The organism is Roseateles sp. (assembly GCF_044373315.1).
Classification (GTDB): Bacteria; Pseudomonadota; Gammaproteobacteria; order Burkholderiales; family Burkholderiaceae_C; genus JACDQM01.
This window is the reverse complement of the sequence record NZ_JBILQK010000015.1, coordinates 1-25722: the sequence shown is the minus strand read 5'-3', so window position 1 is coordinate 25722 and position 25722 is coordinate 1. Positions and strand designations below refer to the sequence as shown.

Annotated in this window: 19 protein-coding genes; 8 read left to right on the top strand and 11 right to left on the bottom strand. The window is 65.5% G+C overall.

Annotated elements, in window-relative coordinates; translation table 11 throughout:
• Window positions 1-17 precede the first annotated feature (17 nt).
• Complete coding sequence (locus ACIQ67_RS05895; RefSeq protein ID WP_397533428.1) at window positions 18-3191, top strand: efflux RND transporter permease subunit; 3174 nt, start codon at window positions 18-20, stop codon at window positions 3189-3191.
• Window positions 3188-4609, top strand: a complete 1422-nt coding sequence (locus ACIQ67_RS05890; RefSeq protein WP_397533427.1) for an efflux transporter outer membrane subunit — start codon at window positions 3188-3190, stop codon at window positions 4607-4609. Before ACIQ67_RS05895 ends, ACIQ67_RS05890 begins: the two co-directional genes overlap by 4 nt.
• A 93-nt stretch (window positions 4610-4702) precedes the next feature.
• Here ACIQ67_RS05890 and ACIQ67_RS05885 read toward each other — a convergent pair whose 3' ends face one another.
• The 5 genes from ACIQ67_RS05885 to ACIQ67_RS05865 all read right to left on the bottom strand — a co-directional run bounded on the left by ACIQ67_RS05885 (window position 4703) and on the right by ACIQ67_RS05865 (window position 9393).
• Window positions 4703-4921: a hypothetical protein gene (locus ACIQ67_RS05885; RefSeq protein WP_397533426.1), complete on the bottom strand. Its 219-nt coding sequence runs from the start codon at window positions 4919-4921 to the stop codon at window positions 4703-4705.
• 247 nt (window positions 4922-5168) lie between these two features.
• Complete coding sequence (locus ACIQ67_RS05880) at window positions 5169-5375, bottom strand: cold-shock protein (RefSeq protein ID WP_397533459.1); 207 nt, start codon at window positions 5373-5375, stop codon at window positions 5169-5171.
• A gap of 220 nt (window positions 5376-5595) precedes the next feature.
• Entirely contained in the window at window positions 5596-7830 is a 2235-nt protein-coding gene (locus tag ACIQ67_RS05875; protein WP_397533425.1) for a molybdopterin-dependent oxidoreductase, read from the bottom strand.
• A gap of 88 nt (window positions 7831-7918) precedes the next feature.
• On the bottom strand, window positions 7919-8599 hold the full coding sequence (locus tag ACIQ67_RS05870; protein ID WP_397533424.1) for a protein tyrosine phosphatase family protein: 681 nt from the start codon (window positions 8597-8599) through the stop codon (window positions 7919-7921).
• Window positions 8596-9393 carry a nitroreductase family protein gene (locus tag ACIQ67_RS05865; RefSeq protein ID WP_397533423.1) on the bottom strand — a complete coding sequence of 266 codons (798 nt, stop codon included), beginning with the start codon at window positions 9391-9393 and terminating at the stop codon, window positions 8596-8598. The genes ACIQ67_RS05870 and ACIQ67_RS05865 overlap by 4 nt, the downstream gene beginning before the upstream one ends.
• Window positions 9394-9482: 89 nt before the next feature.
• Here ACIQ67_RS05865 and ACIQ67_RS05860 point away from each other — a divergent pair, with 89 nt between their 5' ends.
• Window positions 9483-10331, top strand: coding sequence for an alpha/beta fold hydrolase (locus ACIQ67_RS05860; RefSeq protein ID WP_397533422.1), 849 nt, complete (start codon window positions 9483-9485; stop codon window positions 10329-10331).
• 18 nt (window positions 10332-10349) lie between these two features.
• Here the strand turns inward: ACIQ67_RS05860 and ACIQ67_RS05855 are convergent, their stop codons facing one another.
• Window positions 10350-10706 (bottom strand): PilZ domain-containing protein, encoded by a 357-nt coding sequence (locus ACIQ67_RS05855; RefSeq protein ID WP_397533421.1) that lies wholly within the window; start codon window positions 10704-10706, stop codon window positions 10350-10352.
• A gap of 69 nt (window positions 10707-10775) precedes the next feature.
• The gene (locus tag ACIQ67_RS05850; protein ID WP_397533420.1) at window positions 10776-11213 is read right to left on the bottom strand and encodes a hypothetical protein; all 438 of its coding nucleotides are present in this window, start codon (window positions 11211-11213) and stop codon (window positions 10776-10778) included.
• Window positions 11214-11428: 215 nt separating this feature from the next.
• Between ACIQ67_RS05850 and ACIQ67_RS05845 the strand changes: the two genes are divergently transcribed.
• Complete coding sequence (locus ACIQ67_RS05845) at window positions 11429-12028, top strand: DUF1134 domain-containing protein (RefSeq protein ID WP_397533419.1); 600 nt, start codon at window positions 11429-11431, stop codon at window positions 12026-12028.
• Here ACIQ67_RS05845 and ACIQ67_RS05840 read toward each other — a convergent pair.
• The gene (locus tag ACIQ67_RS05840) at window positions 12025-12702 is read right to left on the bottom strand and encodes a GGDEF domain-containing protein (protein WP_397533418.1); all 678 of its coding nucleotides are present in this window, start codon (window positions 12700-12702) and stop codon (window positions 12025-12027) included. The two genes, ACIQ67_RS05845 and ACIQ67_RS05840, sit on opposite strands and share 4 nt — an antisense overlap.
• A gap of 266 nt (window positions 12703-12968) precedes the next feature.
• Between ACIQ67_RS05840 and ACIQ67_RS05835 the strand changes: the two genes are divergently transcribed.
• Entirely contained in the window at window positions 12969-17048 is a 4080-nt protein-coding gene (locus tag ACIQ67_RS05835) for an LAGLIDADG family homing endonuclease (protein ID WP_397533417.1), read from the top strand.
• A gap of 235 nt (window positions 17049-17283) precedes the next feature.
• On the opposite strand, the gene ACIQ67_RS05830 is transcribed toward ACIQ67_RS05835, so the two are convergent.
• A complete protein-coding gene (locus tag ACIQ67_RS05830; RefSeq protein WP_397533416.1) occupies window positions 17284-18048 on the bottom strand; it encodes a PEP-CTERM sorting domain-containing protein in 765 nt (254 codons plus the stop codon).
• 282 nt (window positions 18049-18330) lie between these two features.
• Between ACIQ67_RS05830 and ACIQ67_RS05825 the strand changes: the two genes are divergently transcribed.
• Complete coding sequence (locus tag ACIQ67_RS05825) at window positions 18331-19710, top strand: sensor histidine kinase (protein WP_397533415.1); 1380 nt, start codon at window positions 18331-18333, stop codon at window positions 19708-19710.
• 33 nt (window positions 19711-19743) lie between these two features.
• Here the strand turns inward: ACIQ67_RS05825 and ACIQ67_RS05820 are convergent, their stop codons facing one another.
• Entirely contained in the window at window positions 19744-20388 is a 645-nt protein-coding gene (locus ACIQ67_RS05820; protein WP_397533414.1) for a response regulator, read from the bottom strand.
• Window positions 20389-20724: 336 nt separating this feature from the next.
• Window positions 20725-22557 carry an alpha/beta hydrolase family protein gene (locus ACIQ67_RS05815; protein WP_397533413.1) on the bottom strand — a complete coding sequence of 611 codons (1833 nt, stop codon included), beginning with the start codon at window positions 22555-22557 and terminating at the stop codon, window positions 20725-20727.
• Window positions 22558-23352: 795 nt separating this feature from the next.
• Between ACIQ67_RS05815 and ACIQ67_RS05810 the strand changes: the two genes are divergently transcribed.
• Window positions 23353-24615 (top strand): nitronate monooxygenase, encoded by a 1263-nt coding sequence (locus ACIQ67_RS05810; RefSeq protein ID WP_397533412.1) that lies wholly within the window; start codon window positions 23353-23355, stop codon window positions 24613-24615.
• Window positions 24616-24761: 146 nt separating this feature from the next.
• Window positions 24762-25722: tripartite tricarboxylate transporter substrate binding protein (locus tag ACIQ67_RS05805; protein WP_397533411.1), on the top strand; the 961-nt coding region annotated here is incomplete at its 3' end.

Below are 25722 nucleotides of genomic sequence, written 5' to 3'. Positions count from 1 at the left end.
AGCAAGCGAGGACCCTCATGGCACGTTTCTTCATTGACCGCCCGGTTTTTGCCTGGGTGATTGCACTTTTCATCCTCGTCTTTGGCGGGGTTGCGATCACCAAGCTGCCGGTTGCGCAGTACCCCACCGTCGCGCCCCCGTCGCTGTCGGTCAACGTCGCCTATCCCGGCGCGTCGGCCAAGACTCTGGACGAGAGCGTGATCTCCGTGATCGAGCAGGAGCTCAACGGCGCCCCCGGCCTGGCCTATATGGAATCGGTCAGCCAGGCCAATGGCACGGGCGCGATCACTGTCACTTTTGAACCAGGCACCAATATCGATCTGGCCCAGGTCGAGGTGCAGAACCGCCTGTCGCGCGCCAGCCCGCGCCTGCCGGCTGCAGTGACGCAGCAGGGTGTGCGTGTCGACAAGGCGCGCAACAACTTCCTGCTGTTCGTGACCCTGTCCAGCGAGGACGGCAAGATGGATCCGGTGGCGCTCGGCGACTATGCCGCGCGCAACATCATTCCCGAGATCCAGCGCCTGCCCGGCATCGGCCAAGCGCAGCTGTTCGGCACCGAGCGCGCGATGCGCATCTGGCTGGAACCGGCCAAGATGCTGTCCTTCAACATCAGCCCGGCTGAGGTCAATGCCGCGATCCGCGCGCAAAACGCGTTGGTGCCGGCCGGCACCATGGGCGATCTGCCGAATCTGAGCAGCCAGTCCATGTCGGCCACTGTCGTGGTCAAGGGGCAGTTGGAGAACGTCGAGCAGTTCGGCGCCATCGTGCTGCGCGCCAATACGGATGGCTCGACCGTGCGCCTGAAGGACGTGGCCCGCATCGAGCTGGGCGGGCAGGGCTACAGCACCTATGCACGCCTGAACGGCAAGCCGTCCACCGGCATCGGTGTACAGCTCTCCAACAGCGGCAATGCACTGGCCGCGGCCGGCGCCGTCAAGGAGCGCATGGCCGAGCTCAAGCGCTTTTTCCCGGAAGGCGTGATCTACGAGATTCCCTATGACTCGTCCAAGTTCGTCGACATCTCGATCAGCCAGGTGGTGCAGACACTGATCGAGGCCATCATCCTGGTGTTCCTGGTGATGTACTTGTTCCTGCAGAACTGGCGCTACACGCTGATTCCGACGCTGGTGGTGCCGGTGGCGCTGCTGGGCACCTTCGCGGTGATGCTGGGCATGGGCTACTCGATCAACGTGCTGACGCTGTTCGGCATGGTGCTGGCGATCGGCATCTTGGTGGACGACGCCATCGTGGTGGTCGAGAACGTCGAGCGCATCATGAGCGAGGAGGGCTTGTCGCCGCGCGAAGCCACGCGCAAGGCCATGGGTCAGATCTCGGGCGCCATCATCGGCATCACCGTGGTGCTGATCGCTGTGTTCGTGCCGATGGCCTTCTTCGCCGGCTCGGTGGGCAATATCTACCGCCAGTTCTCGTTGGCGATGGTGGCCTCGATGGGTCTGTCCGCGCTGATGGCGCTGACGCTGACGCCCGCACTGTGTGCCACGCTGCTCAAGCCGGTGGAGGCGGGCCATCACCATGCCAAGCGCGGCTTCTTCGGCTGGTTCAACCGCGGCTTTGCCCGCACCGCCAAGGGCTACGAAGGCTGGGTCGCCAAGTTGCTCAAGCGCAGCTCCAGCATGCTGGTGGCCTTTGTCGCCATCGTCGCCGTGGTGGGCTGGCTCTATATGCGCCTGCCGACCTCCTTCCTGCCCAATGAAGACCAGGGCTACCTGATCGTCAACGTGCAGCTGCCCCCGGGCGCCACGGCAAATCGCACCGAGCAGGCGGTCAAGGCAGTCGAAGACTTCATGCTGAAGCAGCCCGAGGTGCAATCCACCATCGGCGTGATCGGTTTCTCCTTCTCGGGTCAGGGCCAAAATGCGGCGCTGGTGTTCGTGCCGCTCAAGCCCTGGAGCGAACGCAAGAAGCCCGAGAACAGCGCCAGCGCGCTGGCCCAGCGCGCCTTCGGCGCCATGATGATGACGGTGCGCGATGCCTTCATCTTCCCGCTGTCGCCGCCCCCCATCCCCGAGCTGGGCACGGCCACCGGCTTTGCGCTGCGCCTGCAGGACCGCGGCGGCCTCGGCCACGAAGCCCTGCTGGCCGCACGCAACCAGCTGATGGGCATGGCCAGCCAGAGCAAGCTGATCACCGGCATGCGCCCTGACGGCCTGGAGGATGCGCCGCAGCTGCAGATCGACATCGACCGCAATAAGGCCAATGCGCTGGGCGTGGGCTATGACGCGATCGCTGCCGTGCTGGGTACGCAGCTGGGTTCCGCCTATGTGAATGACTTCCCCAACCAGGGGCGTCTGCAACGCGTGGTGGTGCAGGCCGATGCCAAGGACCGCATGCAGCCCGAAGACCTGCTGCGCCTGAACGTGAGCAACGCGCAGGGCAAGTCGGTGCCGCTGTCGGCCTTCGCGACGACCCGCTGGATCAGCGGCCAGATGCAGGCCACGCGCTACAACGGCTATCCGGCCATGCGCCTGGCCGGCGATGCGGCACCGGGGGCTTCCACTGGCGCGGCCATGGCCGAACTGGAGAAGATGGTGGCGCAGCTGCCAGCCGGCATCGGCTATGAGTGGACGGGCCTTTCTCGCGAAGAGAAGCTGTCTGGCGCTCAGGCCACCGTGCTGCTGGTGTTCTCGCTGCTGGCGGTGTTCCTGTGCCTGGCCGCGCTGTATGAGAGCTGGTCCATCCCGGTCGCCGTGCTGCTGGTGGTGCCGCTCGGCATCCTGGGTGCGGTGCTAGGCGCCACGCTGCGCGGCATGCCCAATGACGTGTACTTCAAGGTGGGCCTGATCACCATCATCGGCCTGTCGGCGAAGAACGCGATCCTGATCATCGAGTTTGCCAAGGACTTGCAGGCGCAGGGCAAGGGCCTGGTTGAGTCCATCCTTGAAGCCTGCCACCTGCGCTTCCGCCCGATCATCATGACCTCGATGGCTTTCATCCTGGGCGTGACGCCGCTGTTCTTTGCCAGCGGTGCCGGTTCAGCCAGCCAGCGTGCCATCGGCACCGGTGTGCTCTCGGGCATGTTGACGGCCACCTTCCTGGCGGTGCTGTTCGTGCCGGTGTTCTTCCTGGTCGTGCGGCGCATCTTCAAGGGCAGCGAGCGCCAACGACGTTTGGACGCGCATGAAATCGAAGCCCCGGCTGTTGCCGACGTACAGGAAGGCAAGCTGCAATGAGCGCCAACAAGACGATGATGAAGAGAGTTTCGACCTTGCGTGTCAATCTATCGCTGATGGCCGCTGCGATGGCGCTGGCCGGCTGCGCCAATTTGGCGCCCACGCATGAGCGCCCGGCTCCGCCGGTGGCACCGAACTGGCCGCAGGCGGCCGCCCCGGTGCAGGGCAACGCTGCGCAAGCCCTGGCCTGGCAGCAGTTCTACGCCGGCGATGCACGGCTGCGCGCCCTGATCGAGCTGGCCCTGCAGAACAACCGCGATCTGCGCGTGGCGGCGCTGAATGCTGAACAGGCGCGGGCGCAGGCCCGCGTCAGCGATGCGAGCCGCTGGCCCACGATCAGCGCCGGCCTGATCAGCAGCCGCGCGACTGCGAGCAACGACCGCATCAGCAGCAGCTACAGCGCCGGCTTGCAGGTCAGTGCCTATGAAGTCGATTTGCTGGGCAAGCTGAAGAACAACAGCGATGCCGCCGCTGCACGCTACCTCGCCAGTGTCGAAGGCCAAAGGGCGGCGCAGATCACCCTGGTGGCCAGTGTGGCCGCTGCGCATCTGGCGCTGCAAGCCGACGAAGCGCTGCTCGCCCTGGCGGAGCGCACGCAGGCCAGTCGCAGCGACAGCCTGCGCCTGATCCGCCTGCGCTTCGATGCTGGCGTGGCTTCGGTGCTGGATCTGCGCTCGGCCGAGTCGGCCGAAGCCGCTGCTCGCGCCAGCCTGGCGCAGCTGCAGCGTCAGCGCGCGCAGGACGAGAATGCATTGGTCCTGTTGCTGGGCCAGGCCTTGCCAGCCGCACTGCCGGCGGCGACGCCGCTGGAGCGGCTGGCCCTCGCCGAAGTGCCTGCGGGCTTGCCGTCCGACGTGCTGGTGCAGCGGCCGGATGTCTTGCAGGCCGAGCAACAGCTGATTGCGGCCAACGCCAGCATCGGTGCGGCGCGGGCGGCATTCTTTCCGGCCATCACGCTGACGGCCAGCGCAGGCAGCGCCAGCGGCCAGCTCTCGGATCTGTTCAAGAACGGGGCCTGGAGCTTTGCCTCGCAGCTGCTGATGCCGATCTTCGATGCCGGGCGACTTGATGCCAATCTGGCCTCGGTGAAGGCCGGGCGCGAGATTGCGCAGGCACAGTACGAGAAAGCCATCCAACTGGCGTTCCGCGAGGTGGCGGATGCGCTGGCCGGCAATGCCACGCTTGGTCAGCAGCTGCAGGCGCAGACTGTGCAGACGCAGGCCGAACGTGACCGTCTGGCGCTGGTGGAGCTGCGCCATCGGCAAGGCGCGGCTGGCAGTCTCGAACTGCTTGACGCGCAGAGAGCCTCCTTCGCCGCGGAGCAGGCGCTGGTGCAGGTACAGCTGGCGCAGGCGCTCAACCGCGTGCAGGCCTACAAGGCGCTGGGCGGTGGCGTGAGCCAGGCGCTGCGACACTGACGGCTCCGCGTCCTGGCGCGGATGCAAAGCAAAAGGGGCGCCCGAAGGCGCCCCTGTTTCTTATGTCGCCGGCCGATCAGGGCCGCGGCTTGCTCAGTGGGCCTGCACCCAGGCCAGTCCCTCTCGGGTGGCGTAGTGCAGCGCGGACTGCGAGCACATGAAGCGCGGCGTGAATCGCATCACGCGGTCATGGCTGGCTTGGCCGTTGCCGGAGCGAATGGACACCGAGGCGGCAAAGCCACCGTCGGCATGGGGTTTGGTCATGGGTGAGACAAGGTAACGCCCCACCTCAATGCCTTTGTAGTTGTGCATTGTTTTTCCTTGAGGTGTGCGCCTTGAACAGGAGTCAGGCGAATCCGTCTTGGCGCGGTCTTTGTGAAACTTCGGAGGTCTACGGCATCTTCGGTGTGGCCGCAGCTGGCCCGGCGTGAGAGGCCGGGGAAGCGGCAGCGCTATAGAGCAGCTGCCGCTTGGAGTGTTTGCCCGAGCGGCCTTGCGGCTGTTCGGACCGGCAGCGCTCCCGCGCCGCCGTGGCAATCAGATCAGACGGGCTGAACGATTACAGGGGCTTGATGTTTGCAGCCTGCAGACCCTTGGGGCCTTGCTTGACTTCAAACTCAACCTGCTGGTTCTCGGCCAGCGTGCGGAAACCGCCGCCGTTCTTGATTTCGCTGTGGTGGGCGAACAGGTCCTTGCTGCCGTCGGCGGGGGTGATGAAACCGAAGCCCTTGCCGTCGTCAAACCACTTAACGGTGCCAGTTTGGATGGTGCTCATGATGTGTTCCTTTGGAAACGATTAAAGACAACCTCGCGGCCGAAAATGCCAGCGAGGACAGAAACACTCAAGAACAGTCAAACGGGGAGTTGAAACTGAAGCGAGCCGCTCGCGAACGATCATGCGGGGCTGCAGATTGAAGACCTTGAAGAAACGGTCTTGTGCGTATCTATGGCTCGAATGTAGCACAGATGCGTCTGCAGCGCCGGTATTAAATCGCGCAGAGCTCAACGGCCACGCCGCTGAGCACCGCATTGCCCGACAAGGGGTCGCGCGTGGCGTCGTCGAGCAGCGCATTCAGATTTGCGCCGGGACGTTCAGCGGCCAGCGAGAGGCGTGCACCTTCCAGGTTATGGCCCCAGCCATGCGGAAGACTGACGACGCCCGGCATCATCTCGTCGCTGATCCGCACTGAAACGGTCAGCTCGCTGAAGCAGTTGCGCAGGCTTGCCTGCGCGCCGTCGCTCAGGCCTCTTGCGGCCGCGTCGGCCGGGTGGATCAGCAGCGTGCAGCGCTCCGGGCCCTTGGCCAGGATCGGCAGGTTGTGCATCCAGCTGTTGCCTGAGCGCACATCGCGCCGGCCGATCACGAGCAGCTCATCCGCCGGCCGCTGCAGCGCGCCATCGACGGCGGCCAGATCGGCCAGCAGCAGTTCGGGCGCAAGCTCGATGCGGCCCGATGGCGTGCGCAGCACTTCGGGGATACGGGGCTGCAAGGCTCCCAGGTCGATGCCGCCCGGCGCGGCACGCACCTTGTCCAGGGTCAGGCCTTCCGGATTCAGGCCGAAGCGGTCGCCGTAGGGGCCGCTGCGCAGCGCCAGGTCGACGAGTCGCTCAGGCCCGCGCAAGGGCTTGAGTGCCTGCAGCACCATGGCCGCATGCTCGCCTGCCAGGCGCGCCACGTCGGCAGCGATGGCAGCATCGTCGAGCAGGGCCATATCGCCGCGCCAGTCGCGGCCTTCGATCATCGCGGCCAGGCGCAGCAGGGTCTCCCATTCCTCGGGCTGCCCGGCCTGGCGATCAAACACCGGCGGCGAGAAGCGCGCATGGTTGCGGAAGGACAGCTGCGGAAAGGCCACGTCGTAATGCAGATCCTCCAGCGGCGACAGCCCCGGCAGGATCACGTCGGCATGGCGGCTGGTTTCGTTCAGATAGATGTCCATGCTGAGCATGAACTCCAGGCTGTCGAGCGCACGCGCAATGCGCGGGCCGTTGGGGGCGGACAGCACCGGGTTGGCGGCCAGGCAGATCAGCGCCCGGACCTGGCCGGGGCCGGCGGTCTCGATCTCCTCGGCCAGCAGCGTGATCGGCAGTTCGCCGAACACTTCGGGTGCGCCGCTGACCCGGCTCTTGCGCCGGCCGGTCACGATGCCGCGTCCGCTGCCTGGTTTACCCAGCGTGTTGACGGCGAAAGCGGCAGCCTTGGGGAACATCATGCCGCCGGGCGCGTCCAGATGGCCGGTGAGGATGTTCAGCGCGTCGATCAGCCAGCTGTTGAGCGTGCCGAAGCGCTGCGTGCAGGTGCCGATGCGGCCATAGACCGCGGCGTGCTCGGCCGCGGCGAGTTCGCTTGCGAGGCGGCGCATCGTCGCTGCGCTGATGCCGCAGCCCGCCGCCATGCGCTCGGGCGCGTAGGGCTTGACGGCCTCTCGCAGCGCCTCCAGGCCGTTCAGATGCTCGGCCAGGCGGCCGGGCTTGACGAGCGCTTCATCAAACAAGGTGTGCACCAGCCCCAGCAGCAGGAAGACGTCGCCGCCGGGCTTGATCGGCAGATGCTCGTCAGCCGCCTGCGCGGTCTCGCTGCGGCGCGGGTCGACGACGATGATGCGGCCGCCGCGCGCGCGCATGGCTTTGGCCTTGCCGCGGTAGTCGGGCACGGTCCACAGGCTGCCGTTGCTGACGGCGGGGTTGGCGCCCAGCATCAGCAGCCAGTCGCAGCGCTCGATGTCGGGCACCGGAATGGACAGCCAGTGGCCATGCATCAGGCCGCTTGAGAGCTGCTTGGGCATCTGGTCCAGCGTCGAGGCCGAGAACACATTGCGCGTGCCCAGTGCCTTGACCACGCGCGGGAAGTAGCTCAGCAGCGAGACCTTGTGCGCGCTCGGGTTGCCGACCACGGCTGCCACCGCATCGCCGCCCTGGGCCTGGATGATGGGCAGCAGGCGGCGCTCCACCTCGGCCAGCGCCTCGTCCCAGGTGGCTTCGACAAACTGGCCGTCGCGCTTGATCATAGGCTGGCGCAGGCGGTCCGGGTCTTCGTGCAGATCTTTCAGCGACACGCCCTTCGGGCAGAGATAGCCCTGGCTGAAGACATCCTGCTCGGCGCCGCGGATCGCGATGACCTGGCCGCTGCGCGTCTGCACCTCCAGCCCGCAACAGGCCTCGCACAGCGGGCAGATGCGGTAGTGGCTCTGAGTTGGCTGCTGGCTGTCGGTGGCGGTGCTCATGGGGCTTGTCTCCGGCTTGTGTGATGTGTTGGCGCGCACGATGGCGCCTGCCGCGCGGCCTGGCGATCACCTGCGCGACAGGGCCGTCTCAGGGGAAGGGATCGAAGCCGATGTTCTGCTCGGCGAGCAGTTGCTGCACCAGGGCTTTCCAGGGGCCTAGCGGTGTCCAGACCTTCTGCACCGCGGCCCATGCGGCCTCGGGATCGGCGCCTTCGTTGCGCACGCGGTAGAGAAAGCTGAAGGTTGAGGCGCGCATATTGAGCTGGCAATGCACCAGTAGCTTCAGGTTCTGCGCTCGCCAGTCGTGCAGCTGTGCTTCAAAGGCGCGATAGTCGTCCAGCGTGGGGCGCGCAAAGTCCACCGGCACGTGGGCGAAGAGCAGGCCCTGGCCGCGCACGATCTCGGGCTCTTCAGCCACCGCGTCGCCGACGGTGAACGGCGCCAGATACAGCACCGCCTCGAAGCCCTTCTGCTTGAGCAAGCCCAGCCACGCCGCCGAGGGCTGCCCGGCGGTGCTCCAGCGCTCGTCGAGCATTGCCAGATTGGGCGGTTCGCGCAGCGGCTCCGCAGCAGCGGCTTTTCGCTTGCTCGTTTGGGCGGCCGGCTTCCTGGCGCTGTTGTTGGCCTTGGGTTTGGGCTTGGGTTTGGGTTTGGTTGTGCTGCTGCTGGCCGGGGCAGCCTGCGCTGGTGGAAGCACCGCCAGCAGGGCGGGCGCCATCAGCAGTGCAAGCGCTCGGCGGCGCGACGGCAAATGATCTGCACGACTCATCGGCGCGCATCCTCGGGCAGAAAGTGCTTGTCCACCAGCAGTTCGCGCAGCAGCGCCGAGTCGACCGCATGCTGGTCGGGGTCGTACTTGTGCGGGCTGGTGTAGAACTCGGCCAGCGAGCGGATGCCGTGCTCCTCGATCAGCGCGCGCAGGCGGGGAATGCTCAGATAGCGCTCCCAGCCCAGGCGTTCACGCTCGGCATAAAGGGCATCAAGCTCAGCCGCGTCGGGGCGCTGGTAGACCTCGTCGTGCAAGAAGGCGCGCAAGGGCAGGCGGTCGCGCTTGGGCGGATCTTCATCGGGGTAGCCGACTACCAAGCTGGTGACTGGCAGGCAGGTGTCGGGCAGCTCCAGAAACTCGGCGATGGCGCGCATCGAATTCAGCGTCGTGCCCATGTAGCAGATGCCCAGGCCGCGCGCTTCAAAGGCCAGGGCCAGGTTCTGCGCCACGATGATGGCGTCGAAGGCCGCCACGTGATAGCCGATCAGGTTATTGAAGTTGTCGCGCGCGCCGCGTGCGGCCAGCCACTGGCGGGTGCGCCACCAGTCGGCACAAAGCGTCACCGTCAGTGGTGCCTGCAGCACCATGTCCTGCTGATGATGCAGCTCCCACAGGCGTTGGCGCCGCGTCGCGTCGCGGCTCAGTACGATGGAGATGCTGTTCAGATTGCCTGAAGACGAGGCGCCGGCAATCGCCTCGGCGCAAGCCTGCTCGATCAGCTTCGGGTCGATCGTATCGGGCTTGTACTGACGGATCGAGCGGTGGCCGTTGAGGAGTTCGGTCAGCGATTTCATCAGCGCAGTTTATGGGCGTGGCAGCGGGCTTTGCCGTCGATACTTGCGTCAGTCTGTGCTGGCCTGTTGGGCGGGCCGGGAGCAAGGTGATGCGTATCGATATTGGTGGTGGTGTGCGGCTGTTCGTGGACGTCGAGGGCCTGGGCCTGGTGCCTGATGGCGCCAGCATGCGCGAGAAGCCCACGCTGATCTGCATGCACGGCGGCCCGGGCTTCGACCACAGCGCCTTCAAGCCCGGCTTCGGCGCCTTTGCCGACATCGCGCAAGTCATCTACTACGACCACCGCGGCCACGGCCGCAGCGACCCGCGGCCGCGCGCGGAGTGGACGCTGGATACCTGGGCCGATGATGTGGTGCGCCTGTGCGACGCGCTGGGCATCGTCAAACCCATCGTGCTGGGACAGAGCTTCGGAGGCTTCGTGGCGCAGCGCTACATCGCGCGCCATCCCGGCCATGCCAGCAAGGTGGTGCTGTCCAGCACTTCGCCGCATATGGGCCTGGATCGCAAGCGCGTGATGTTCGAGAAGCTGGGCGGGGCTGATGCACGCGACCGTGCGGTCGCCTTCTGGAGCCACCCGACGCCCGAGACCTGGGCCCACTACTGGGCCAGCTGCCGTAAGCTCTACAACACGCAGCCGCCGGCCGACCCGCTGGCGGGCGAGCGCGTGCTGGCCAACTACGAGATCCTGCTGCACTTTGCCGGCGGCGAAATGCAGACGCTGGACCTGCTGCCCGGCTTGGCCGCCGCGCAATGCCCGGTGCTGGTGCTGACGGGCGACCATGATCCGGTCTGCCCGCTGGAGGATTCGAGGGATATCGCCGCTGCGCTGCCCGCGGCACTGGCGCAGCTGAAGGTGGTGCCAGGGGCCGGCCACGGCACCTGGCGTGACAAGCCGCTGGAGGCCATGGCCTTTTTGCGCCAGTTCCTTCAGGCCTGAGCCGGATCGATGCAGCGCTCAGGCGCCTGAGATCAGTGCCTTCAGTTCGCGTTCGAGCAGGCGCGCATCGCCGAGGTTCACCTCGATCAGGCGGCGCAGATGGGTGATGCTTTCGATGTCGATGCTGCGGCAAAGCACGCCGATCTGATCGCCGTGCACATGGGCGATCTCGGCCGCCATTGCGATGCGCAGATCGCCGAGCTTGACCTCGACCAGGCAAGGCGCGCCGGCGCTCACCGGGAGCGCCGCACATTGGCGCAGCAAGGCACCTTTGAGCGACAGGTCGATCACCTTGACCGCGAGCCTGTCCTCGGTGGTGGTCAGCACCGCGTCGGCATCGAAGGCGACCCGGGAGAAATGGCGGCGTTCATTCACGACGAGGACTCCAGCATCTGCGTCGGGCCATGCTAGCAGATGGCCGGCTGCGGTCGCGTTGAAACTCGCTCAGGCTTCCCCAGCGTGGATGGTGCTGAGCTCGATGGCTTGGTGCAGGCGTTGTGGCACCACCGCTTCCAGCCCCATCGATTCAAGCAGGAACCAGGTGGCGCGCAGGAAGGAGGCTGTGGATTCGCGTGCCTTGTGCGGCTGAGCCAGGCCGTCCAAGCGTGCCAGCGCCTGTTGGCCGTCACGCGCCTGGGCGTGGCTGCGCAGCGCGTAGTTGGGTGCGGTGTAGCGCAGGGCGATGCGGCGCAGCTGATCCTGCAATGCTTCGCTCTGCACCTGGTCGCCCAACAGCCGGTACAGATCGCCCAGTTGCTGCTCGGCGGCGGCGGCCAGCAGGCGTGCGGCCTCATCGCTGCCGCCTGCCAGATACAGGGCCGAGGCCAGGTCGGCATATTCCAGCGCCAGGCTCAGGCGAGCCAGATCAGCGTTCGGCTGCATCGCGGTGAGGCAGGCTGTAACAATCAGTCATTGAATGGATCCCTCATGCCCAGCCCGATCTGAATGCCGGCTGTGGCCGGGCCAGTGTAGGCTCAGGGTTGCCGGTGACGGTGCGACAAAGTTCACGCTGGCAATGCCTGCTTACATTCCAGCGCACGGCGCTCGGTGAGGTGACCGGGCTTGAGTTAGGGTGCTGTGCAAACAAGGAGCCTTAGATGACAACCGACCACCCCACATCCAGGATCGACCGCCGCGCTGCGTTGCTGCGCCTGGGCGCTGCAGGTGCCGTGCTGGGCTGCCCGATCCAGGGCGCCTTGGCTTCCGGCGACGAAGGCACTTACGACGAGGATTCCATCCTGAAGGCCGCCACCGACTTCTTCGGCTCGACGACCGAGGGCTTGGCCAAGGTGATCGAAAAGGCGTTCAAGGAGCAGGGCCGCCCCAATGCCTACATCAAGGGCGAAGAGGCCTCGGCCGCGCTGACGGTGGGGGTGCGCTACGGTGAAGGACGCCTGCAGATGAAGAGTGGCGGCAGCGCCAAAGTCTTTTGGGCCGGCCCGTCCATCGGCCTGGATGTGGGCGCCAACGCATCCAAGGTGTTCACCCTCATCTACAAGCTGCCCAAGGTCTCGGCGATCTATCAGCGCTTCCCGGGTGTTGAAGGCAGCCTCTATTACATCGGTGGTGCCGGCATCAACTATCAGCGCAGCGAGGGCATTACCCTCGCACCGATCCGTCTGGGTGTGGGCTTGCGCAGCGGTGCCAGCGTCGGCTATCTGCACTACCGGCGCGAGAAGTCCTACCTCCCCTTCTAAGCTCCACTGCGCACGCAGTTGCCGCCGTCCCGGCGGGCGCTGGCCAGCCCACCATCGGCACGCGCGCTCAGCAGCCGCATGTCGTCTCCATGTCGCAGTGCCGTCAGGCCGATGCTCAGGCTGACGCTCAGGGGCGCATGCAGGCGCGTCCAGTCGTGGCTTTGGACCGCACGCCGCAGGCGCTCGCAGATGCTGCGCGCCATCGCCAGTTCCACATCGCTGATCACCAGCGTCAGCAGGCCGCCGGGATCAGCGGCCGCCAGGTCCTTGCTGCGGCTGTTGGCGCGCAGTAGGGCGCCGAGTTCACGCAACACCGCTGCGCGCAGCTCAGCGGGCACATCCTTGGCCGGCTGCAGGGCGTCTAGCTCGATGCGCGCCATGCACATGCCCGCAGCGCTGGCCTGGGCTCGCTGCAGCATCAGCGGCAATTGCGTTTGCAAAGCCTGCCGGCTGGAGAGGCCGGTGCCCGGATCGAGCAAGGCTGGATCGATGCTGGCGGTCTGGGCGGACAGGCGCTGCTCCATCTGTTGTGCGTACAACTGGTGATAGCGCTGGAAATGGCGCAGCGCCTCCTGGTGCTCGCCCGCTGCGGCGCAGCTTTCGCTCTGGCGCAGGCAAAGCGCCATCTCGTCTGCCGCCGAAGCGGATGTCTGGTCAACTGAAGCTTCGTTCACGGCGCCCAGGATAGCGCGTTCGCGCGCTGGCTAGCGTGCGCGGCGGTGGCGCCGCAAAGCGCCCCGGGCTTACCCCAGGCTTGCGACTTTTGGAAAAATTTTTTGGCCCTACTGAGGACTGAAATCGCTGCTTCCGGAAGCCGAGCAAGGCTATTCTTGATGCTGCTTGAGCCGTCACAGCGCGGCTCACAAGAACATGAGCAGGCTCAAACCCGGGCCTGCCGCAGCGCGCCAAGATGGCTCGCTTTCAAATGGAGAGAAGCCCGATGAACGCCTCAGACCCGGTGCAGGATTCCGCCCAGCCCACCACCCGACTGGCCGATGCCGACACGCTGCCGGCCCAGGAAATCAGCGCCGAAGTGCTGCTTGAGAAATACGCCAAGGGCGAAGAGCGCACATTGGACGAATTGCGCCGCCGTGTGGCGCGCGCATTGGCCCAGGCTGAATCGCCCGAAGCACGCGCGCAGTGGGAGGCCCGCTTTCTTGATGCCCAGCGCCGCGGCTTTGTGCCCGCGGGACGCATTAACTCCGCTGCCGGCACCGAGCTCAGCGCCACGCTGATCAACTGCTTTGTGCAGCCGGTGGGCGATTCGATCGCCACCACCGAAGACGGAGTGCCTGGCATCTATACCGCGCTGACCGAAGCCGCCGAGACCATGCGCCGCGGCGGCGGCGTGGGCTACGACTTCAGCCGCATCCGCCCCAAGGGCGCCTGGGTGGGTTCGACGCAGAGCAGCGCCTCAGGCCCGGTGTCCTATATGCGCGTGTTCGACCGCAGCTGCGAGACGGTGGAAAGCGCCGGCAGCCGCCGCGGCGCGCAAATGGGCGTGCTGCGCTGCGACCACCCCGACATCGAAGACTTCATCCGCGCCAAAGACAAGGGCGATCTCAGCAACTTCAACATCTCGGTGGGTGTGACCGATGCCTTCATGCAGGCGGTCGAGGCCGATGCCGAGGTGGAGCTGGTGCACAAGGCCCAGCCCGGCGCGGCGCTGCGCGAGAGCGGTGGCGCCTACCAGCGTGGCGATGGCCTGTGGGTCTACCGCAAGCTTAAGGCCCGCAAGCTGTGGGATCAGGTGATGCGATCCACCTACGACCACGCCGAGCCCGGCGTGCTGTTCCTGGACCGCATCAACACCGACAACAACCTCTATTACTGCGAGTCGATCTCGGCCACCAACCCCTGCGTCACCGCCGATACCTGGGTGATGAGCGAGCAGGGCCCGCGTCAGGTGCGCGAGCTGATTGGCCGGCGTTTCACCGCCATCGTCGACGGCAAGCCCTTTGTCACCGAGTCCGAAGGCTTTTTTCCGACGGGCCACAAGCCGGTGCTGAAGCTGCGCACCGTTGAGGGCCAGGTCTTGCGCCTGACGGCCGATCACCCGGTGCGCCGCGTCAACCGCAAGACGCGCTATGTGCTGGAGAGCGAGTGGGTCGCAGCCGGCACGCTGCAAGCGGGCGATGAGTTGCTGCTGAACGACCACCGCGCCCTGGACGGCTGGGAGGGCCCGCTGAGCCAGGCTCAGGGCTATCTGATGGGCCTGCTGATCGGTGACGGCACGCTCAAGTCCGACAAGGCAGTTCTCTCGGTCTGGGCACCGGAGCTCAAGGCCGTGGGCAGCGACCTCAGCCTGCGACCGGCCAGCATCAGCGCGGTGATGGCCGCCGCCGAGCAGGCTGCCAGCGAGGCCTTGCCGCTGCGCGCCGATTTCAAGGGTTGGCAGAAGCCCGTCAGCGGGCGAGGCGAATACCGCATGGCTTCCGCCGGGCTGCGCGATCTGGCCCTGTCCCTGGGGGCTGCGCCGGGCCACAAGTGCATCACGCCCATGATGGAGTCCAGTTCGTCGGAATTCCACTGCGGCCTGCTGCGCGGGCTTTTTGATGCCGATGGTTCGGTGCAATGCAGCCAGGACAAAGGCGTCAGCGTGCGCCTGACCCAGGCGGACCTGGGCAATCTGCAGGCCGCGCAGCGCATGCTGATGCGCCTGGGCATCGTGTCGACAATTTACGAGGAGCGCCAACCCGCCGGCCTGCAGCTGCTGCCCGACGGACGCGGCGGCGAGCGCGAGTACGCCAGACAAGAGGTGTATGAGCTGGTCATCAGTGGTGCCAATCTGCAGCGCTATGCTGAACGCATCGGTTTCGAGGACAGCGCTAAGCAGGCGCGCCTGCAGGAGCTCCTGGCCGGCTACCAACGCGAGCTGAACCGCGAGCGCTTCACCGCCACCGTGCAGAGCCTGGAGGCCGATGGCGAGGCCGATGTTTTCGATGTCACTGTCGAGCATGTGCATGCCTTCGATGCCAATGGCCTATATGTGCACAACTGCGCCGAACAGCCGCTGCCGCCCTATGGCTGCTGCTGCCTGGGCTCGGTGGACCTGACGCATTTCGTGAGCGGCTCATTCGGGCGCGACGCCAGCTTTGACGAAGCAGCTTTTGCCGAGGTCTGCAAGGTCGCCACCCGCATGCTGGACAACGTGCTGGATGTGACGCCCTGGCCGCTGCCCGCGCAGCTTCAGGAGGCGCGCAACAAGCGCCGCGTCGGCCTGGGTTTCACCGGCCTGGGCGATACGCTGGTGATGCTGAACCTGCGCTACGACAGCGAGGCCGCGCGCGACATGGCCCGCCGCATCAGCGAGGTGATGCGCAACGCCGCCTATGAGGCCAGCGCCGATATGGCTGTTGAGCGCGGTGCCTTCCCGCTCTTCAATGCCGACCTCTATCTGTCGGGCGGCAACTTCGCCTCGCGCCTGCCGCAGCCGCTGAAGGACAAGATTCGCGCGCAAGGCCTGCGCAACTCGCACCTGCTGTCGATCGCGCCCACCGGCACCATCAGCCTGGCCTTTGCCGACAACGCCTCCAACGGCATCGAGCCCGCCTTCAGCTGGAGCTACACGCGCAAGAAGCGCATGGCCGACGGCGGCTTCAAGGAATACGCGGTCGAGGATCACGCCTGGCGCCTCTATCGCCACATGTTCGGCACCGATGCGCCGCTGTCCGAGGCCTTCGTCACCGCGCTGGAGTTGTCGGCCGCCGATCATGCGGCGATGGTCGCGGCGGTCGCGCCCTTCATCGACACCTCGATCTCGAAGACGGTCAATGTGCCGGCCGACTATCCCTATGCCGACTTTCAGGATCTCTACACGCAGGCCTGGAAGAGCGGGCTGAAGGGCTTGGCCACCTACCGGCCCAACAGCGTGCTGGGCTCGGTGCTGAGCGTCGAACCCACCGCGGTGCCCGAGCCGCTCAAGCCGGTGGCCGAGCATGGCAGCAACCAGCGCCTGCGCGTCGAGCGCCTACCCAAGCAAGTGCTGGCTTCGCTGCGCTGGCCCAGCCGGCCCGAGCTGCCCGGCGGCAACCCGGCCTGGAGCTACATGATCCGCCACCCGCATGGCGACTTCGCACTCTTCGTCGGCGAGCTGCCGGCGGTGGGGCCGGACGCAGGACTGTTCGGCAAGAACCTACCCTTCGAGGTGTGGGTCAACGGCGCCGAGCAGCCGCGCGGCCTGGCCGCGGTGGCCAAGACCTTGTCGATGGATTTGCGCAGCAATGACGCAGCCTGGCTGCGCCTGAAGCTGGATGCGCTGGCCACCGTGGCCGAGGAGCGCGCTTTTGAGATGCCCATGCCGCCCGGCGGAGAATCGCGCCTGTTCCCCGGCGTTGTGGCGGCCACGGCCGCGGTGATCCGCTGGCGCTGTGAGCAACTTGGCGCGCTGCAGGAAGGCGGCCCCACGCCGGTGATCGACGCCATGTTCAGCCGCGAAGAGCCGCGCACCAGCACCATGGGCACGCTGGCCTGGGCGGTGGACGTGGACAACCCGGCCACTGGCGAGCAGTTCACGCTGACGCTGAAGGAAGTGAGCCTGCCCACGCCCGACGGCGGCGTGGTGACCCGCCCCTGCGCGATGGGCTTCTCGGGCAACTACCCCAAGGCGCTGGACGGCATGGCGCGCCTGCTGTCGCTGGACATGCGCGTGATGGACCCGGCCTGGATCGGCATGAAGCTGCGCAAGCTGCTGAATGTGGGCGAGCCGCTCGGCCACTTCATGGCGCCGGTGCCCAGCCTCTCAGGCGAGCGCCGCCAGCAGATCTGGCCCTCCACCGTGGCCTATGTGGCCCGGCTGGTGATCCACCGCTACGCCATGCTCGGCGTGCTGGACGAGCAGGGCCAGCCGCTGGTGGAGATGGGCTTGCTGCAGGCGCCGCTGGCGCCCAAGAGCGCTGTTGGCCTGGCCGTGCAACAGCAGGCCGGCAAGCCCTGCCCTGAATGCGGCAACGCCACGATGATCCACAAGGACGGCTGCGATTTCTGCACGGCTTGTGGGTATGTGGGGCAGTGTGGGTGAGGGAGGGCGCGTGACCGGCGTGCTTGATGGGTGTGTACTGTCTTGCTGCGGCTATGCAGGGGCATCGCCGCTACCGCGCCAAGATCCAAAACGGAGTGCACAGCCGCAATAGCGAGCCTACGGAGGCTGTGGCCAGGAAGGTTAGCAAGGCGCGGTCGCGTTCCTGCTCGTCCGCCGTGCCGGCGGCAGGGCGTGCGAGGCGAGGTGAGGTGATGTCGGTTGGCGAGCCCTTTTTTCAAGCTTCACGCACGCTGTGCTTGGACTGCCGCGGTGCGAAGCGGGCGCCCAGTGCGGCCAGTGCCACCAGTGCCAGGCCCAGGCTGCCGGGCTCGGGAATCGGGGACGGGCCTGGTGTCGTGTCCGGGTTCAAGGCGGACGCGTAAGCCACGTCGTCGATGGCGAAGTTCCAAATGCAGCAGCCGGCCCCAAGGAAGACGATGCGGTTGAAGGTCTGGTCCGACGTGAAGCCGATGAACTGCAGTTCGCTGCCGGCAGCGTACTCGGGGCGCAGTTCATCCAAGTGGCGGTAGGAGCCGAATCCGTCCAGGCTGTCGCCATCCACCTTGATTGCCGTGGGCGCGCCGCGGAACCAGGCGCCGAAAGCCTTGATGGGGTCTGAGAAACGCAGGTCGGTCCCGCCACCCCAGACCAAGTCGATGCGCACATGGGTGCTGCCGTTGATGGTTCGCAGAGGGTCTGTGCCTGGGTTTGGTGCATCCACGTTCCAGGAGCCCTTCAGCATGAAGTCGCTCAGATTGAGCGTTTGACCGACGCCAAACATGTCGTTGTTGGTGTCCGCGGTGAAGGCGTTGAAGGTCTCGGATTTGACCGCCCCTACTGCGGCCAGGAAGGCGGCTTCGCTGTTGTAGGTCACATTCGCGGCCTGGGCGGAGGCCGCCATGCACAGTGCGGCGAGCACGGCTAGGGTGCGGCGCGCCGATGGCTTGGGGGCGCTGGGCAAAGCGGTGCTGGCGTGGGAGGTATTGATGGGGGTGCTCATGGGCTACTCCTGATGCATGGGGTTGTTGCTGGCGGTCTTGGGCTGCATGGGCCAAGCCGACAGCCCGAAAATTGGGGCCATGGGCTCTGGAGGCCAGTGTTCAAAACTGTAGGGTTGCGGGGGACAAACCGCCATTCGCCCGGCTGCGTAGCCTGGGGCCCGTGTTCTACGCACATGTGCGTAGACGGCAAGGCGCATCAGCCCGGCTGCGTTTGCCTGCGCTGAATGAAGTCGCAACAATGCGGCGCTTCGTTCATCTATCAACCCATGAGGGCGCTGCCCATGTCCCAGGCCGTTCCGCTTGAATCGCTCCAGACCTTTCAGGAAAAGGTCTTTGCCCGGCATGTGCTGTTTGATCTGCCTTTTCCCGTCGCCCCTTCGTTCTTGTTGATTGCGCTCATCAGTTGGGTGCTGTACAGCAAAGTGTCGGATGCCTGGGTGATGGCTTGGGCCGGGTCGTCGATGGCGGCAGTCCTGGCACGCATAGTGTTCGATCGCCTTATGCGCAAGCGGGTGAACGCCGGGCATGGCCATGCCATGACCTTGCGCGTCGGGGCCGCCCTGGCGCTGCCTCTGGGGCTGGTGTCCGGACTCTTTGCATGGCTTTACTTTGACGTGAATGAACCCACGACCATGGCCATCCTGAGCACCTATATGACCGTCATCATCGTGGGCTCGGTGGCGCCCACATCGGTGTACCTGCCGACCTTTTACGCGCTGGTGCTTGGGGCCTATGGGCCGTATTTTCTGAAGCTCTTGCAAGACGGCCGCGCGGGGCACTGGGTTGTGCTGGGTTTGAACCTCATGTTTTTGATGGTCACGTTTCGCTATGCCCATGCGGCCAATCGCATGCACCGCGATGCGGTGCGCCTGCGCCATGAGAAGCAGCAGTTGATTGATGACCTGAGTGAGCGCCGGGCGGCGGCTGAGCATGCGTCCAGCATCAAGTCTTTGTTTCTGGCCGGTGTCAGCCATGACTTGAAGCAACCCATTCGTGCGATGAGTTTGTACCTGGGGGCGCTGCAGCACACCCAGGCCCCGGAGCGCGCTGCCGCGCTGGAGCGGGTGCTGCCCAAGATGGAGAAAACGCTGAGCGAGCTGCACGGCCAAGTGACGCGCCTGCTGGAGTTGTCGCGTTTGGAATCGGGTGCCTTGCAGCTGCACATGGAGCGGGTGGAACTGAGCACGCTGTTTGCCGATCTGCGCGCTCTGTTTGAGGGTCAGGCCCGAGCCAAGGGCCTGCAGTTGCACTTTGCCAGCGTGGCGCGGCGGCGGCACGCGGCGGTGTGGGCCGACAAGAAAATGCTGGAGTCGGTGTTGCAAAACCTCATCAGCAATGCCATCAAGTACACGGCCAGCGGCACGGTCTACGTGGGCACGCGCCAGCGCGATGGCGGCAGTGAGGGGCGGCAATTGTGTTTGGAGGTGCGCGACAGCGGACGCGGCATTGCGCTGGAGCAGCAAGCGAACTTGTTTGATGCCTATCGCAGCTTTGACGACCGGCTCGCCCATGAAGGCCATGGTCTGGGGCTGGCCCTGGCCAAAGCACAGGCCAGCTACCTGGGGGCCGCCATTGTGCTGAAAAGCGCGCCAGGCCAGGGGGCGGTGTTCACGCTGTGCGGGCTGGGCCTTCCGAGCGGCGAAGCGCCGCTGGGCTCTTGATCTGACAGCATGACCGTACGCACTGGCCCGGGCTCAGCAATCCCCGGCCTCATCGGGGCGGCCCAGGGTGCGAATGGCATAGGCCGCCATTTCGGCGCTGTTGCGCAGGTTCAGTTTGCCGCGCAGGTTTTCCCGATGCTTGCGCACCGTGCCTTCGCGAATGCCCAGCTTGCTGCCGATTTCCTTGCTGGTCAGACCCTCGCCGACCAGTTGAAGAACGGTGGTTTCGCTGGCGGTGAGCTTGACCTCGGCGTCAGCGGCCGGGCCCTCCACAAAGAGTTGAGCGATGTCTTGGCTGATGTAGCTTCGCCCCTGCGCGACGCGCCGCAGTGCCAGCAGCAGTTCGCTGCTGCTCTCATTCTTTGGCACATAGCCCAGCGCGCCGAGCGCCAATGCCGCACGCACCGAACCCGCGTCCATGCGCGCCGTCACCACGAGGCAGCGTGGCGGTGCCTCCGAGGCCTGCAGAGCTCTGATCACCGCCAGTCCATCCAGACCGGGCAAGCCAAGATCCAGCAGCAGCACGTCCGGGCGGAGTTGCTGCGCCTGCGACAGCGCGCTGACACCATCGGCCGCCACGCCTATGCACTCCATGTCAGCTTGGGTATCGAGCAGCATGCCCAGCGAATCGGCCAGCATGACATGGTCTTCTGCGATGAGGATTCGGATCGTGGACATGGACTGTCACTGGAAGGAGCGTGGAGGTAGCCACGAGGTGGTTCAGGCCTTGATGGCACGGAACGCCCTGGACTCAGTATGACGTCCCTGAGGCGGTTTGCCCATCCCAACTTCTCTTTGGCACTGCCAGCGCTAAGTGCTGGCGACTTCAAACATGCACCCGGCCACCACGGCGCCTGCCTCATCCTCGCCGCCGTTGTCCCCGTCCAAGGCCCTGATGCGTTCTCTGCTGGCGCGCAAGCAAGCTTCTTGCCTGAACAAAGGCCGTCCGCTTCGAGCTCTGGCGCAAGCACTTCCACGCGGAAGCCTGTGGCAAGCGCCCCCAGCTCGCCGGGCTCACTTCTTGGCATCCCCTGCCGCGGCGGCCCCCGCCCCGATGTGCCGGTCGAGAAACTTCTCGACGCGCCCCCAGAAGTCCACATTCGTTTGCAGTTTGCGCCAGCCGTGGCCTTCGTCGGCATAGACCACCCACTCCACATCAGGATTGGTCTTGCTGACGACTGCCTTGAACTCGGTGCCGTGCTTGATGGGCACACGGTAGTCGTCAGTGCCATAGGCCATCAAGAGCGGGCGCTGGATCTTGGCCGCCTGGGAAATCGGCGACGTCGCTTTGAGTTGAGCAGCGTCCTTGCTGCGGTCACCGATCAGCGTGGGCATACCGTACTGCTTCCAGTCGCCGGAGAAATCGCTCCAGTGGATGGAGTACATCAGATCGATATCGGTGACGCCCGCCCAGTTGACTGCACAACGGTAGTGTTCCGGGTGGCGCGCCACGCCCATCAAGGCGGCATACCCCCCATAGCTGGCGCCGGCAATGCACACCCGCTTGGCATCCACCCAGCCCTGCTTGACGGCCCAATCCACCGCGTCAGCCAGGTCGTCTTGCATGGCCAAGCCCCACTGCTTCCAGCCTGCTTTGAAATGGGGATGGCCATAGCCGGCGCTACCGCGGAACTCTGGCTCAATCACCACATAACCACGCGACGCCAGGAACTGAGCCTCGGGCTCCCAGGCCCAATGCGTGCCGCGCACCCACGGCCCGCCATGAACCAGCACAACGGCGGGCTTGGGGGTGTCGTTCTTGCCCGCTGGCAAGGTCACCAAAGTCGGAATCGACAGGCCGTCGCGGGCCTTGAAGCGATGCACATCTCGCTGACCCATGGTCTTGCCACGCAGCCATGGGCGGCTGGCAAACAAGGGGGTGAGGCGCTGGGTGGCGCGCTGGTACAAGTAGTACTCGACCGGCTGAATATCAGACTCCGCCGCCACCAGCACCCGAGGCGCCGCCTCGCAGCGATCGCACAGCAGGCGATTCACCTTGTTCGGCAACTGGGCGTCCACCTGCTTCTGGACTTCCTTCAGCCCCGCGTCAAACCAGGTGCTGCCTTTGGCATCGGTCTCGAAGTGCAGCCCCAGCAAGCGCTTGGCATCCTGGCTCAGCAAGACTTGCCCCGTGAAGTCATAGCCTTCCAGGCTCAACAGCAGGTCGGGCGTGGCTGAAGGGTTGGAGGGGTCCACACGGAACAGGGCCGAGGTGCCTTGCGGGCTGGCCATCACGATGAACAACTCACCGCTGGCACCGATGGCCACCACATCCGGTGCGCTGCTGCGCACCGGATCGCCTTCTTGCCACTTCACCCAAGCCTCACCTTCGCGTCTGTAGCTGGTGTAGCGGCCCGCGGCTTCGCTGGTAGCTACCCGAGGATTGCCGCGCGGGTCCACGGCCCATTGAATGACGTTGGGCGGTGCGCCATCGGTCAGGGGCGTGGTCAGGCCGGTGCGGGTGTCCAGGCGCGACAAGGCAATCGACACCACCTCCCACAGGCTGTTGAACTGGAAGTTGCCGACCACCACATCGCTGGAGCCATCCGCAAGCGTTTGATAGAAGCCCCAGTCCCACCCCAGCACGCGCTCCTTGCCCAGGACGCGGGAGCCAGTGCGCTGAATCTCGCGATAGTCCGCGCGAATCAATTGACGGAAATCGCTGCCATCTCGATTGACAGCCCACAGGCCGGGCCGCACCGGTCGGTCGCGCGGTGGGTCGCGGTCAAAGGCATCAAACACCAGGCGCTCGTCGTTGATCCACCAAATGCGGTTGATGTCATTGTCAGGAAATGCGCCCACTGCCTTGGGCGGCCCGCCTTGCTCCAGGTCCTGCACTGCCAACATGGTTCTGGCTGAGCCCTGCGTCAGTGCAAAGGCAAGGTAGCGTCCGTTGGGCGAGAGCCTGGGGCTTGCGGCTAAAGGCGGCTTAAAAAAATCGGCCACCGGGATCGTTGGCCCGGCCACCGCCGGTGTGATGACCTGTGCCTGGGCAGCACCCGACCCCCATAGCCCACTCGCCACCGACACACCAAAAACGAGCGCGCATCTGCGCACTGCTCGATTCAAGAAATTCATGGCCCCCCCTGCGCTCGCGTTTCACTAACGCTGATTAAGAATTCATCTGCCGCTTGGACATGACGCTTCAATGTAGCGGCTAATCCGGAATGATTACAAGCCAGCATCAACGGCTTGTCATTGGAGTTTGCAGCTTGAAGGGTGCCTCTTGGCGCTTGGGAATTTCAGGAAATTCCTGGCGGCTGTGGATCCAGCCGCAGATCCCTGACGACCCGGCCAGCCTCAATCGAGAAGCCCTGCTGGGTCGGCAGTCCTGCGCTTGTACGCTGCGTGCCAGCCCGGTGCTTACAGCTTCTGCGCCCATCTCGGCGGGAACTTGCATGGAACGCCGGAGTCTCTCCGCCAAGTCCGTCCCAGATGGGAATCTGAACCCGCCATACACGGGTCCACCGAAGACCCTGCCGCGCTCTCTGCTTGCGCACAAGCAAGCTTTTTGTTGGCCGGAACTAAGATAATCCGCGCCGAGACAAGGCAGCGTGCGCTCTGGCGGGCGCTGCCTCGCAGCAATCCCAGCCGGCCCGGTTTTTTAGCCCGGGCCGATTCACAAGAGTTGGAACACGACATATGAAATGCCTGGACGACTTCCGCATGCGCATGGGGCGCAACGAGTTGGTGCCCATCATGATCGGTGGCATGGGCGTGGACATTTCCTCGTCCGACCTGGCGCTGGAAGCGGCCCGTCTGGGCGGTGTCGGCCATATCTCTGACGCGATGATCAAGACGGTCACTGACCGCCGCTACAAGACCAAGTACGTCAAGGCCAAGCAGGCGCAGTACAAGTACAACGTCGAGTCGTCCGACAAGTCCGAGGTGAAGTTCGACCTGGGCCATCTGGCCGAGGCCACCCAGATGCACGTCGAGAAGACCATGTCGCGCAAGCAGGGCAGCGGGCTGGTGTTCATCAATTGCATGGAAAAGCTGACCATGAACGCGCCCAAGGAGACCTTGAAGGTGCGCATGAGTGCGGCGCTGGACGCTGGCATCGACGGCATTACGCTTGCGGCCGGCCTTCACCTGGGCTCGTTCGCGCTGATCGAAGACCACCCGCGCTTCCGCGATGCCAAGCTGGGCATCATCGTCTCATCGCTGCGCGCGCTGCAGCTGTTCCTGAAGAAGAATTCTCGCCTGAACCGCCTGCCCGATTACGTGGTGGTGGAAGGCCCGCTGGCCGGCGGCCACCTGGGCTTCGGCATGGACTGGGCGCAGTACGACCTGGCCACCATCGTGACCGAGATCATGGCCTGGATGAAGGCCGAGAACCTGGACATTCCGGTGATCCCGGCCGGCGGCATCTTCACCGGTAGCGATGCGGTGCGCTTTGCCGAGATGGGCGCCGCTGGCGTGCAGGTGGCCACGCGCTTTACCGTGACGCGTGAATGCGGCCTGCCGGACGATGTGAAGCAGGAATACTTCCGCGCTGATGAGGACGATATCGAGGTCAACCAGATCTCTCCCACCGGCTATCCGATGCGCATGATCAAGAGCAGCCCTGGCATCGGTGACGGTATCCGCCCGAACTGCGAGGCCTATGGCTATCTGCTCGATGCCAGCGGCAAGTGCGCCTATATCGACTCGTACAACCGCGAGGTGGCCGCGCACCCCGAGGCCAAGCGCATCGCGGTGATGGACAAGACCTGCCTGTGCACGCACATGCGCAACTTCGCCATCTGGACCTGCGGCCAGCTGACCTGGCGCCTGAAGGACACCTCGCTGCAGCGCCCGGACGGTAGCTTCCAGCTGCTGACGGCCGAGCATGTGTTCAAGGACTACCAGTTCAGCACCGGCGGCCAGGTGCAGCGCCCCGAGCTGGAAGCCGTCGCGGCCTAAGGCTTGCCGGCTGTGCGGTCTGCGCGCTCAGGGAATGTCCTGGGCTGGCAGGTCGCGCAGGTGACGCACGGCCGCGCGTCGCTTGTCTGAACATCGGTCTCCCTGCCTATCGAGCAGGGCATGACAAACCGACAGGAGACAAGCGAATGACGACGAGTTCATCATCAGCCAAGCGACGGGCCGTGTCAGGCCTCTGCGCTTCTTCATCTTCTTCCTCATCCTCAGCACCGGCCCAGCCCGGGCGCCGCCGTCTGCTGGTGGGTGCTGCGGCGCTGGCTGCGCCGGCGCTAGTCAGCCCATGGGCGCGCGCGCAGGACAAGTTCCCGGCGCGCCCGATCACGCTGATCGCGCCCTGGCCCACCGGCGGCAGCAGCGACGCGGTGATGCGGGCCTTTGCTGAAAGCGCCAGCAAGGCCCTGGGCGGCACGGTGCTGATCGAGAACAAGCCCGGCGCCGGCGGCACCATGGGCGCCACCGCGATGCTGCAGGCCAAGCCCGATGGCTACACGCTGACGCAGCTGCCGCTGGGCATCTACCGTCTGCCGCATATGCAGAAGATGGCCTTCGATCCGGTGAAGGACATCACCCACATCGTCTGCCTGACCGGCTACACCTTTGGCCTGGCTGCGGCGGCGGATGCGCCCTACAAGACGCTGAAGGAGATGGTGGCCTATGCCAAGGCCAATCCGGGCAAGGTGCAATACGGCCACACCGGCACCGGCACCACGCCGCATCTGGCGATCGAGGAGTTCGCGGCCAAGGCGGGTATCCAGCTGAGCGACATTCCCTACAAGGGCTCGGCCGAGATTCTGCAGGCCATCCTGGGCGGCCACATTCCGCTGATGAGCGGCACCACCGAATTCGCGCCGCATGTGAAGAGCGGCAAGCTGCGCCTGCTGGCCACGCTGGGCCGTGAGCGCAACAAGGCCTTTGCCGATGTGCCGACGGTGAAGGAAAGCGGCTGGGACACGGTGACCGAATCGCCCTTCGGCATCGGCGGCCCCAAGGGCATGGATCCTGCGCTGGTGAAGCTGCTGCACGACGCCTTCCGCAAGACCCTGGAAGACCCCAAGGTGCAGGAGACGCTGGACAAGTTCTACATGCCGA